Annotated in this window: 3 protein-coding genes; all 3 read right to left on the reverse strand. The window is 39.8% G+C overall.

The annotated features are described in order from the left end of the window. Positions 1-548: 548 nt before the first annotated feature. A complete protein-coding gene (locus F6K27_RS09110; RefSeq protein WP_287275789.1) occupies positions 549-10,535 on the reverse strand; it encodes a CHAT domain-containing protein in 9,987 nt (3,328 codons plus the stop codon). 797 nt (positions 10,536-11,332) lie between these two features. Next, entirely contained in the window at positions 11,333-12,349 is a 1,017-nt protein-coding gene (locus tag F6K27_RS09115; RefSeq protein ID WP_287275790.1) for a VOC family protein, read from the reverse strand. A gap of 396 nt (positions 12,350-12,745) precedes the next feature. After that, positions 12,746-13,960 (reverse strand): HhoA/HhoB/HtrA family serine endopeptidase, encoded by a 1,215-nt coding sequence (locus F6K27_RS09120; RefSeq protein WP_124147469.1) that lies wholly within the window; start codon positions 13,958-13,960, stop codon positions 12,746-12,748. Positions 13,961-14,024: the final 64 nt, after the last annotated feature.

Here is a 14,024-nt window from a genome sequence, read left to right on the forward strand (position 1 = left end):
ATTAATCCTGGCTGAAAAAGTTCCTTATTGCTGGCAACTACAACTAATTATCCAAAGCTTCGCTAACGTTGAACTGGGCTTATGCCATACCAGGAGAAGGTTTTAGCCTTTTCATTTTGGTAAATTTTTCCTACTTGACTTTTTAATCAAAGGTGGTGCGTATATTTGGGGGTCTGAAAGCATTGTTCTGTCGTGGTTCTAAAACGTAGCTCCCCACCGCTCGGGTTAATGCGGATTAGTTGGAAACAAACGCCCCAGGTAGTTTAATCTATCTGGGTTTTTTATTTTTTGAAATTTTCCGAGTTGCGATCGCAAAGTAGAATGGACTTTAGTTGTCCTGCTCCCGTAATATCAAGTTGCACTGATTAACCACAATATAAAAAGATGAAAAAGATGGCATACTCGTCAAGAGTAATCTTAAGATGACTTAAACTATTAGCCAAGGATTGAAATCCTTGGCGAGCTTGGCGATCCATGTCACCCGCTTCCCTAAATTCCCCTCCTAGGAGGAGTTAGGGGTGAGTCCCACACTCCCTATCTACCAAAGACTACCACGGACTACCAATCATCATAAACCCTGCCCAATAATAGGGATGAGATAAATTTTGATTTTCAAACTTTCCTAACTCTGATGGTAATACCACTGCACCACGAGCTGCTGTTCCCCTTAATTGACCCTCTGCAATAACTACTTCTCCTCGTAACATTGCTAACTGTGCTTGTTGTAAAGCTTCTGCTTTGATCTTGGCATTATTTAGTTGGGTGTAAAATTCTGTCATCAATCCTAATGTGCCTTCATCACTCACATACCAGACACTAGCTAAGGCAGACTTTGCTCCTGCTGCTACTGCTAACCCCGCAAAACCTAACTCAGCATTTTTGTCACCAACGGCAGTGCGACAAGCTGACAATACTAATAATTCTACTGGTGGATCGTTCCAACCTAACTGTCGCATTTGACCTAGATGTAGTTGTTCGTCACCCCACAGTTGAATATAGGAATTACTGGCAGCACCTGGTCGGAATTCTGCATGAGTTGCTAGGTGAATGATCGGATAGGGATAATTTTGTCGTTGGGTTAGTAGGTTATTGCGGGTGAAGTCTTGATTGAGGAACTGAGTACCTTTCCACAACTGTTGGGAAATAGTTTTTAATTCTACTGGCACTGCTGGTAAGGAACTTTGAGCAGTGAATTCACTTGCTCCCATTGCTAATACTCGGGTATCTTGAATTGGGCGGTAGTTGGTATCCATTAAACTGATACTGGGAATTAAACTGAGGCTATATTTTTCGACGAGGAATTGTTGACCATCGTGTAATGCTGCTACAGGTAAAGTCCGTAGACCTTCATCCATGCTAAATAACAGGGTATCGATATTAGCAGCTTCTAATTCTGCTGATATGGGTGCAATGAGCCAATTGTACAATTCTTGTGCTGGTGGCAAGTAGCTTTGAGTATTACGACGGGAAGGAGTTGTGATTTGAACTCGTAATTGTAGGACAACTTCCATGAGTTGTTGGCGATGAGCTGCTGGCACAGTTTTGAGGATGGGGTCGCTGTCTGGTGTGTATAATATAAGTTGCAGTTCTTCTGGGTAAGCTGTGACATAGATAATTGCTGATTTTTTGCCTGTTTCACGGGCGATATCTGTCAGCACTTCCCGGATATTTTTTATGGATGTATTTTGAGTTGATAGGTCTTCTCCAAAGTTGTCTGTCAGCGCTCCCCCGTTTTTTATGGATATATTTTGAGTTGATAGGTCTTCTCCAAAGTAGTTAGTGAATGAATTGTTCCGATTTTTCTCTAAGGCAGTCAAGGTTTGAAAGTTAGCAGCAACAGTTAGGGGAGTATTGTTAATAATATTGATGTTTTGTAAAGCTGTTGTAGTGTCGGTATTGATATTAATTTGTTGGCGATCGCTCTTTTTGTTTGGCAGATTAGGATTATTGGTTGTGCTGATGGTACTGTTACTCTGTATTGACTGGGTAATGTTAGTGGCGTTCAGATTTGAGATGGGGTTGTTAGATTGTAAAATGTTATTTGTGGGGATGGTTGGAGTTGTTGTTGGTTGCACAAGGTTTGATTCTGCTGGAATGCTTGGATTTTCTGATATTTGAGGTAATTGTTGTGGCAAAGTATTGTCTATTGGTGTTGATGGAGGTGGGCTAATTTGAATGATTTCACCAGTATTAAGTTCTCCTCCTGGTAGGTTAATAATACTTGTTGTATCACCTATTGCTATTTGGTCTCCAGTCGTAATATTACCTCCTGCTTGATTATTAATACTAGCATTACCTTGGTTGGTTACCGCCGTTTGGTCTTGGGTAGTAATATTACCTCCTGCTTGATTATTAATACTAGCATTACCTTGGTTGGTTACCGCCGTTTGGTCTTGGGTAGTAATATCACCTCCTGCTTGATTATTGATACTGGCATTACCTTCTTCAGTAGTAGCTATTTGGTCTTGGGTAGTAATATCACCTCCTGCTTGATTATTGATACTGGCATTACCTTCTTCAGTAGTAGCTATTTGGTCTTGGGTAATAATATTACCTCCTGCTTGATTATTGATACTGGCATTACCTTCTTCAGTAGTAGCTATTTGGTCTTGGGTAGTAATATCCCCTCCTGCTTGGTTATTGATACTGGCATTACCTTCTTCAGTAGTAGCTGTTTGGTCTTGGGTAGTAATATCCCCTCCTGCTTGGTTATTGATACTGGCATTACCTTCTTCAGTAGTAGCTGTTTGGTCTTGGGTAGTAATATCCCCTCCTGCTTGGTTATTAATATTACTATCACCAGTAGCACTATCAACAGTTTGGTCTCCAGTCTCAATATCCTCCCCTGCCTGAACATCAATACCTCCAGCATTTCCAGACTCAGAAATAGATTGCAAATCTTCAGTAGTAACCGAGCCATCAGGAGCAATAATTTCAACTGTTCCAGCCGCTTCTCCACCTTCAGTACTAACATTTGCAGTTCTAATATCGCCTTGAGTGCTAAAAGTATTCAGAGTAATATTACCACTGGTGCCATTGGGGGCGCGGGTCTGAATAGTCCCTGTATTAATACTACCGCTATTACTTGCAATACTTACATCTCCACTACCTGCATTACCAAAAGATGCTACGTTATTAATATTGACAACACCACTAGCATTCAATTTGATATCGCCCCCAGTACCATCCTCAGCAGTAGAATAAGTAGCAATATGATTAATATTTAAGTCGCCGTTATTCAGAGTTTCGATAGATATTCGATCACCTGTACCGTTAATGGCAGTGGAAAAAATTACACCCGTGTTAATATTGCCGTCATTGTTGCTGATATTAACAGCTCCACTACTTTCCCCGCCAAAAGAACTAATATTGCTAGTAGTAATCTCTCCTTGACCCCGCTGAATAATCACAATATTTCCTCCAGTACCCTCTGGAGCGTAAGAACTCAGGTTGGCAACTTCCTGCTCGAAAATAGTCGCCACATCTTCTGAAGAAACATCAGCATCAGTGGGAATATTTGCCTCTTCACCTAAAAACCCAACAGTAGTATCAATATTTCCATTAATTGTTTCCAAAGTAATATTACCACCTCTTGCTCCTGCACCGCTAAAGCTTTCGATAAAACCCGTACTAATATCTCCTGTAGCACTGAGAGTAATATTTCCACCTTCCCCTGTTTGGGAACTAGAGACTAATTCACCAATACTAGCATCTATTGCACCATCTGCAGTAATAGATATATTTCCACCTGTACCACTACCTCCAGCAAATGATTCAATAGTTCCTATTTGGATATTGCCGTTAACTGTAATAGTCACATCTCCACCATTACCATCACCTTCTGACTCGGAAAAAATTGTTTCTATTATAATATCATCTGTACTGGTAATCTCTACATTACCGCCATCACCTGTTCTGGAGGAAGAAGCTAACTCACCACCGGTAGTTTCAATGCTACCTGTTTGATTTTGGATCGAAATAGTACCACCACGACCCCTGTTATCAGAGCGGGAGTCAATACCAGCAGTATTAACATCGCCGTTACTGATAATACTAACATTACCTCCATCTCCTTTACTACTATAGGAAATGAGTTCTCCTTGAGTTGTTACGTTACCCTCAATACTCCGGATGCTAATATTGCCCCCAGGACTACCTGTTTCTGACTCAATCTGAGACTGAGTAGTGTTGGCATCTTCTGTATTTTCCCTTTTAGGTCGAATATTTTCTGGGTCTCCTGCGGAGGAAATGATTTCACTTGTGGTAATATTACCTTTAGCTTCCAGACTAATATCGCCTCCTTTACCTCGACGAGAAAATGACTCTATGACTCCTGCTGTGGTATTTATCTCACCTTCAGCTATTAGAGTAATACTACCTCCACTACCTCCGCTACCTCCACTACCTCCGCTACCTCCACTACCTCCACTACCTCCACTACCTCCGCTATTTTGTCCAGGGTTAGAATTATCTGTTTGTTGTGGGTTTTCTTCTGATACAGATGCATCTTCTGACGGGTTATTCTCGTTGTTTGAACCTTGCGGGTCGCCACTTGAGGAAAATATGTCACCTGTTATCAGATCGCCACTACTGGTAATAGTTACATCTCCTGCATCTCCTGAACGTGAAAAAGAAGATAATTCACCACCTGTTGTATTAACATTTCCGGTGATACTTTCGAGAGTAATATTGCCACCTCGACCACTACCTTTTGAACTAGAGTTAGTCTCACCTATTGTTAAATTGCCATTACTGGTAATAGTTACATCTCCTGCATCTCCTGAACGTGAAAAAGAAGATAATTCACCACTTGTTGTCTCAATATTTCCCCCAGTACTTTCGAGAGTAATATTGCCACCCTGACCACTACCTTTTGAAGTAGAGTTAATGTTACCTGTGGTCAAATTGCCACTACTTGTAAGAGTCACATCTCCAGCATCTCCTAATTCGGAAAAAGAAGATAATTCACCACTTGTTGTCTCAATATTTCCGCTTGTACTTTCGAGAGTAATATTGCCACCCTGACCACGAGCTTTGGAACGAGAGTCAATATCACTTGTTATCAAATTGCCATTACTGGTAATAGTCACATCTCCAGCATTTCCGAATTCTGAAAAAGAAAATAATCTACCCTGACTGGAATCAATATTTCCTGTGATACTTTCAAGGGTAATATTGCCACCTTTACCCATACCGTCTGAACGAGAGTCAATATCACCTGTAGTCAAATTGCCACTACTGGTAATAGTCACATCTCCAGCGTCTCCTGAACGAGAAAAAGAACTTAATTCACTAATGATAATAGCGACATCTCCTACTTCTGAAAAAGAAGATACATTACTTCCTGTTGTATCAACATTTCCGGTAATACTTTCAAGAGTAATATTGCCACCTTGACCCATACCGTCTGAACGAGAGTCAATATCACCTGTCGTCAGATCGCCATGACTTTTAATAGTCACATCTCCTGCATCTCCTGAACGAGAAAAAGAAGATAATTCACGAACAGAAAATAATTCATCACCTTTTGTATCAATATTTCCATCTGTACTTTCGAGGGTAATATTACCACCCCGACCATTAACATCCGAACGGGAATTAATATCACTTGTTGTTAAATTGCCACGACTCTTAATAGTTACACTACCACCATTACCAGAAGTGGCAAAGCTATTTATTTCTTCTGTAGTGGTTACTGCTCCTTCCGTACTTTCAATGCTGATATTACCACTGCTCCGGTTATCTATTTCTGTTTGTGTTAGGGGTGTGATATTAGCATCATCTTCGGGGTTACTTGCTTCGGGATCGCCTGCGGTGGAAAGAATTTGTGCTGTTGTAATGTCACCTTTAGCTTCCAGACTAATATTACCACCCAAACCTTCTCGAGAAAATGACTCTAACTTAGATCTATCATTAGTTCCTGCGGTAGTATCAATAGTTCCTCCTGCTTTGAGAATAATATCTCCCCCATTACTGCTACCACTCTCATTTTGAGGTAAATTTTCTGAGTCTTCCACTTCATCTGTTCCTCGACCTGCGAAAGAAAGGATACGTCCTGTTTTGATATTGCCCTGACTAGTAATACTCACAGTTCCCGCATCACCTCTACGGGAAGAAGATCTGACTTCAGCAGCACTAGTATCAATATTTCCGGCAAGACTTTCGAGGGTAATATTCCCACCTTGACCATTAGTTGAGCGAGAGTCAATATTACCTGTAATCAAATTTCCATTACTTGTGATAGTAACATTTCCTGCATTTCCCTCCTCAGAAGCAGCGAATATTCCTGCTACATCTTGGTCTGTTCCCAAGGTTTCAATACTACCACCTGTACTTTCAATGGTAATATCTCCACCCTGACCTGCTTGTGTCTGAGAATCAATATTACCTGTATTAATATCGCCCAGACTTTTGATAGTTACACTTCCAGCATTTCCTGCTTGTGACCTAGAAACTATTTCACCAACCGTTGTCTCAACACTTCCATTTGTACTTTCGAGGGTAATATTACCACCCCGACCACTACCTTTGGAACGAGAGTCAATATTACCTGTATTTAAATCACCATTACTGGTGATAGTGACATCTCCAGCATCTCCTAATTCTGAAAAAGAAGATAATTTACTACCTGTATCGTCGTTACTTGTCTCAACATCTTCATCATTTCCAACTGGTGGCAAAGAAGCTATGTCACCACCCGTTGTCTCAACACTTCCATTTGTACTTTCGAGGGTAATATTCCCACCTTGACCACTACCGTTGGAACGGGAGTCAATATTACCTGTATTTAAATCACCATTACTGGTGATAGTGACATCTCCAGCATCTCCTAATTCTGAAAAAGAAGATAATTTACTACCCGTTGTATCAACACTTCCATTTGTACTTTCAAGGGTAATATTCCCACCTTGACCACTACCGTTGGAACGGGAATCAATATTACCTGTATTAATATCGCCCTGACTTTCGATAGTTACACTTCCAGCATTTCCTGCTTGTGACAAAGAAGCTATGTGACCACCCGTTGTATCAACACTTCCATTTGTACTTTCGAGGGTAATATTACCACCCTGACCATTCATTGAATTGGAGTCAATATTACCTGTTATTAAATCTTCATTACTGGTGATGGTTACACTTCCAGCATTTCCTGCTTGTGATAAAGAAGCTATTTCACCACCCGTTGTATCAACACTTCCACTGATACTTTCGAGGGTAATATTACCACCCTGACCATTTTTTGAATTGGAGTCAATATTACCTGTAGTCAAGTTCCCATTACTGGTGATGGTAATGTTTCCTGCATTTCCTTCCTCAGAAGTAGAAAATATTCCAGCATCTGCTTCTACCTCAGCTCCCATAGTATCAACAGTACTGACTGTAGTATCAACAGTACCACTTCTACTTTCAATAGTTATATCTCCACCTTCACCACCATCTGTCCTTGATTTAATACTTTCAGTATTAATATCTCCAAAAGCTTTGATAGTAATATCTCCAGCATTTCCTGCCTCGCCAACAGTATCTATTTCTGCTGTGATAGTTACTGCCCCTTCTGTGCTTTCAATACTGATATTACCACTATTGCCACTATTTATTTCTGTCTGTGTTGTTTCGGTAGGGTTATTATCTACAGAGTTGCCTACATCAGGGTCGCCAGCAGTGGAAAAAACTTCCCCTGTAGTAATATTACCTTTGCTGGTGATGCTGATATTACCTCCATCGCCTAGACGAGAAAATGATTCGATAGTTCCTGCGCTAGTATCAATAATACCTTCTGCTGTCAGGGTAATATCTCCCCCACTACCGTTTCTACTCTGAGTTTGATTTGAGTCAGTGTTATTTGTCTCGAATGGTGATGAATTTGTTAAGTCTCCCTCTGCATCTAATGGATCGCCTGCGGAAGAAAAGATATCTGCTGTTTTGATGTCGCCATTACTGGTAATGCTGACATTTCCCCCATTTCCCCTAACGGAAAAAGATGCTAATTCTTCACTACTGGTATCAACATTACCACCTGTAGTTTTTAGAGTAATATTCCCACCATTACCACTACCATCTGAACGAGAGTCAATATAACCAGTTTTGATATTGCCCTGACTGGTGATGGAAACATTCCCACCATCTCCTTGAGAAGATGCCGAAAATATATTGCCCGCAGTCGTATCAGTTTCACCATCACTATTTATAGTGATATTCCCTCCTCTACCACTACCATTTGAACGAGAGTCAATATGACCAGTTTTGAGGTCGCGCTGACTGGTGATGGAAATATTCCCACCATCTCCTTGAGAAGATGCCGAAAATATATTGCCCACAGTTGTATCAGTTTCACCACCACTATTTATAGTGACATTCCCTCCTCTATCATTACCCATGGTAGAAGCATTAATATCTCCTATTTGAATATTGCCATCAGCAGTGAGCGAAATATCGCCACCTGTAATTGATTCAGAATTTGACTTAAGTGTGGTTTGAGTAGTATCAATATTCCCAGTACTAGAAATAGTAATTGTTCCTGGTTGCCTGTCAGGAACTGATGTAACTACCTCTTCAATTGCAGTAAAATTCCCATCAATATTTAGTTCAATATTACCGCCACCTCTAGTAGAAATTCCTGTTAATTCTTCGCTAACTCCACCAATAGTTAAATCGTTTACTGAGCTAATAAATAGTCCTTGTTCCCCTGTTAATACTTCTAAGTTATTTACATCTATTCGCAAAGGTGTTTCAGCTAAACCTATGCCACCATAATTTTGAGTTCTAAATATTGCTCTATCGGCAGTAATTAAAGAGTTAGGAGAAACTTGTCTAATATTCCCCTGGTTAGCATTAATTGATAGTTGACCAGTAGTAGTTAAATTAGCTAAATTTATATCGCCATTTGTACCTGAATTTCCTAGTCTAATTGTAATATCGCCATTACCAGAATTTAATGTTGTACCTTCTCTTTGATTAATCGAACCTGCTCCTTGGTCGCGATTATTAATATCTGCACTATTGTCGTTACCAAATAGAGAAATATTGTTATTACCTTGAGATGTATCTATATCTGCATTGATATTTATATTTCGCCCAGCTTTTAATTCTACTGATTCTGAAGTTTCTATTCTTTCATTAACAGTTATATCATTATCAGCTTGAAGAGTTATTTTACCTTCTAATTCTTCTAAAGAAAGTGTGACGTTATCAGCTTCATTTTGTTCCGGTGACTCGTTGCTATTTTCTGACTCTCCTATAATTATATTTTTAGGGTCAAATAATATTGTTCCTGCTTCTCCAAATGCTGCCGTAACATTAACACTTCCATCAAATATTAATTCTTCTTTTCCAGAGATTTCAACAAATCCTCCATCCCCCAAAAAATCTCCGCCTTTAGCACTAATACTACCGGAAAAATTAGTCGTATTATCCGACCAAATTATGACTTTACCGCCTTCTCCATTATTAATAGCATCGGCAGAAATAATTGAGTTATTGTTAACAAAAGTTTGCTGAGAATTGGGAACAATTCCATTACCTTGAAAGTCACCTCCGATTAATATTGTGCCCCCTCCATTTAAACCATTGGCATTAATGTTGGCATCGATAACTGCTACGCGATCGCCCAACACATTCACCTGTCCCCCAACACTTCCATTCGTCGAGGTATCTGATACATCAATATTTCCAGAGGCGATCGCTACTCCTGCTGTATCGGTCAATTCCAAATTACCCTGAGCATTTATAACCACAGATGAGGCATGATGTATGTCACCACCTGTCAATAATTCTGGTAATAATATCGGTGTAATTGACTGTCCTGATAAATTATTAGAAGTAGGTGATACATCTAAACTCAACAAATGGCCTAGTTGAGATATTCTCAATGTATCTCCACCATTAACTGCAGCGATGGTGATATTACCACCTGCGGTAGATAGTTCACCTGTGTTAATAACTGTGCCACCTGCTAAAGTTAAGTCTTTTCCAGGATTTAAACTTAAATTTCCTTCGTTAACTATTGCGCCTGGGTTTGAGACATTAAAATTGTAGCCACTGGGGTCGCCTACTAAGTTCGAGTAATCATTTGTTCCTATTGCCTGAAACCAGAAATTATTACTGTTGAAACCTATACCTGTGGCAGTAGTAACGCTGAAGGAAGCAGGAATATTGAGACTGGCATTTTGGCCGAACATGATTCCGGCAGGGTTCACTAAGAAAAGGTTGGAATTACCGCCTATAACTTGAATTAAGCCATTAATTCTAGAAGGGTCTCCACCTGTAATTCTGCCAAGAATATTACGGGTGTTTGGGGTGGAGATGAAGTTTGCTGTTTGACCGGAGTTGAGGTTAAATTTACCAAAGCTGTGAAAGAGGTTAGTGCCGTTATGAGTACCGCCTTGAATATTAAATTGGTTGCCATTTTGATTTACGGTAGTTCCTGTACCGTCATTTGCCGGAGTAATAGGTTGACTATAAGCAGGAAGAGCTACTGTTCCCAATAGAGACACGAAGCTCATCAGAGGACAAAGATGTAATGTGATTAGTTTCATGTTGTGGACTGAGAGTTAATGGTAAAACTCACAAATGTAATGATGATTAACTCCAGTATATCTTTTCTCAAATTGGTACACCTCACTAATAATGCGGAAGGGAGATTGGGAGAGTAGGACCCACCCCTCGCCCCTCCCAGGAGGGGAATGTGGGGAGATAGGGAGTGTGGGGAGAGGTTTATAGTCGCAACGCCAGAAAAATCGAATGGCGCACTCATTCGTTATTCACTTTTAGCCACCTCTGTGATTATTTAGGGCTTGCTGATTAACTATCAAAGCTTAGAAATGTAAAGGTTTCAGTATTATTGGGTTGAAAAAAAATGCCAGCTTTTCGGTTAAGAAAGCTCATGCGTATTAGCATTTTGTGCAAGAGTTGGGCAGAAAAATTAAGGGACAATTCTTCCAACTACATCCTTTGCAATTCCCATTTATCCTGACTCCTGACTCCTACCCTCACCCATAAGACTTTTTCAGCAAACCCTATTTACAGCACTTTTAAAATTGATGAACCACATCTTCACAAGCAAAACGTTGTAGGAACCTTCCATGGAACGTCCCTACAGTGGTGGTAGTGGTGGATTGTAATGGTACAGAGCATCTTGCTCCCGTTCTAATTTTCCTCCTCTCCCTTCTTCCCTCCTGACTCTTGACTCCTGAGGACTCCTACTGGAATGACACACCTAATTTTGTGCGGGGCGATTATTGGGGTAGGGGCGGGTTTATCTAATTGGTTAAGACTCATTAATTTAACGTGGAACCCGCCACTACTATTGCAACATTTTAGGTGTGTCACACCACTACTTACTAACTAAATTCCAGAAATAACCATCAGGGGCGGCAAAAGAAAAACTTTGTTCGCCAAATTCGTTATCAACAATATCTGTAACTTCAGTTGCTGCTGAATTTTTAACTCGGTCAAAATAATATTTTATATTATTAACTCGATAAGTATACAAAGACATTCCCAAGCAACCAGGTCGCGAATATTCAAAACAGCTTTTCAACTTCATTGCTTCAGGAAATCGAATAATATACATTCTGCCAGAGCGTGCCTCCTGCCAGTTTATTGAGGAGCGTGGATCGTCAAAAGTTGTAACTCTAAACTTTTCCCCCGGTTGCAAATCAAAAATTTGCCTACCTGCTTCCGAGCTTTCATAAGTAGTTTCATCATCATCCCGCGACCGCAACAAACCTAACACATCCTCGTAAAACATCAATGTTTCTTTGCTATCATCTTGCACCACCATACCTGCATGGGTAAATTGGCTAGTGTTCAAAGTAGAGTTATGATTAATTTTGCCATATTCGGGCACTGTATAATTGAAACGTTGAAACAATACCTGACGTGTTAATGGTTGCAGCAACATCATTTCCCGCACTCCCACTACCGGATCGATAAACGGGCGACCTTTATCCATTTTGTAAATCATTTCCCACTGAGGAAAAGTATATTTAATTGGCAAACCTGCTAACTGAGCATCTTCAGCATGGTTAAGAATATTCAAAACATCTGCTGTTAAGGTTGTCCCCCAACGGTTGCCCAAAACTTTCATTGATGTCATTTCTAAACCTTCATTAGTGGGGTTTTCCCAAGTCATCAGGCGAATCAAACCATGGTCGGCATTTTGATGTTCGAGTCGAATTGAGCGCAGATGAGAATTGACTCCATATAAATTTTTCACTGTGGGAGCAGTTAATTCTCCTGTTTGCCCCATGCGATAGCCAAATTGTTGCCAATATTGAATCATTGATAAGGTTTCGGTGATACCTATACAGACTTCGTAGATGCCTTCGATAGTGGGATTTTTATTCATATTTTTTATACACTAGCTCCTATGTTCGGGTAATTATTTATAATAAAGCCTTTGTTTGTAGTTGGGCTTTAGTCCCTTCCCACTATAGCCTGGATTAAGCCCAACTACGAGCCCTAAGAGCAGCTCAATAGGATATAATTAGGACTTACGCAGTAAAACGTTTTTTCGTCATTGCGACCGACAGGGTTTGCGGAGCAGTCCGGAACGGAAAGCAATTTCTCATTTAGTTTTTCCTACCTCATGCGTAAGTCCTAATCATATAATAAATTATTCGATTTGTCATTGGGAGGCGGTAACAGAGTAAGTTAACCTTCTAACTTTGGGTCGATAGGCGATCGCCAAGCTCAAAGAAGTCGGGTTTATAAATTCCCTTCCCTCCTGACTCCTGACTCCTCACTAATAATTCATTTGTCCGCTCACAACAAATAGTTCTTGTTGTCTACCATTTCTCAGAATTTTGAACTGCAATTTTTGACCTACACCACTATCTTCAACTTTCCTCTGTAATTGTTCAGCACTAATTATTGATTGATTATCAATTTCTACAATTACATCTCCTTTCCGTATCCCCGATTTTTCTGCTGGAGTACCAGACAAAACTTTTGTTACTAAAACTCCCGTTACCTCCGGCAAAATTAAAACAGAATTAGGATCGCGATTATTTTCTTTAGCAACTTCTGGAGTTAAAGTAATCATTTGAATACCAACAAAAGGATGAGGAACTTGTTCTCCACGAGCTAATAAATCTTTAATTTCCTTTGCTTTATTAATAGGAATAGCAAAACCAATACCCATAGCATCAGCCCTAATTGCAGTATTAATTCCTATTACTTCACCCCGATCGTTCAACAACGGACCCCCAGAATTTCCTGGATTAATTGCTGCATCAGTTTGAATAAAGTCTAATCTCTTATCAGGAATTCCTACTGCTGAACTAGGACGTTTCAAGGTACTAATAATTCCTAAAGTAACAGTGTTATTAAATCCTAGGGGATTTCCTACTGCTATTGCCCAATCTCCTACCTGTACTAAATCTGAATTACCTAAAGTTGCTATTGGTAAATTTTCACCTTTTGTATCAACTTCAACTACTGCTAAATCTGTGACTTCATCTGTTCCTTTTACCTCCCCAGTAAACTGTCTTCCATCATTTAAACTTACAGTAACTTTGTCAGCTTTATCTACTACATGAGCATTAGTTAAAATGATGCCTTTAGAGTCAATAATGAAACCAGAACCTTGACCTTTTAATAACTCTTTTGAAGATGGTGGCATTCGTAACTCTCCACCAAAGAAACGGTCAAAAAAAGGGTCTTCAAGAAGTGGATTAGTGGGACGGGTAATTAGTCGCTCTGTGTCAATTCTCACTACGGCTAAACCTACTTTATTGACTGCCTCTGTAACAAAACTATTACTACTTCTAGTATTTAGATTTTCTGGTGCAGTTTGCAATGCTAATAACTGAGGATTTGATAGTCCTTGGAATAGTCTTGAAGCTGCCATTGCTTGTGGGGTCGGTACACAAGTAACTATGAAAGTAAAAACAATAAAAATGGCCAATAATTGAGAAGTTATTTTGGTAATTGTTTGAGAAAATTTGCGCAATCTCATAGCATTAAAGTTTCATTGACTAACTGAGTGGTATTAGTGTTATAATACTCCTAATCTTAACTAT

Source organism: Okeania sp. SIO2F5, assembly GCF_010692685.1.
Taxonomy (GTDB): Bacteria; Cyanobacteriota; Cyanobacteriia; order Cyanobacteriales; family Microcoleaceae; genus Okeania; species Okeania hirsuta.

What these genes read in the sequence shown, in the direction of transcription:
- F6K27_RS09110 (WP_287275789.1), bottom strand. Translation starts at nt 10,535, where the DNA reads ATGAAACTAATCACATTACATCTTTGTCCTCTGATGAGCTTCGTGTCT.
- F6K27_RS09115 (WP_287275790.1), bottom strand. Translation starts at nt 12,349, where the DNA reads ATGAATAAAAATCCCACTATCGAAGGCATCTACGAAGTCTGTATAGGT.
- F6K27_RS09120 (WP_124147469.1), bottom strand. Translation starts at nt 13,960, where the DNA reads ATGAGATTGCGCAAATTTTCTCAAACAATTACCAAAATAACTTCTCAA.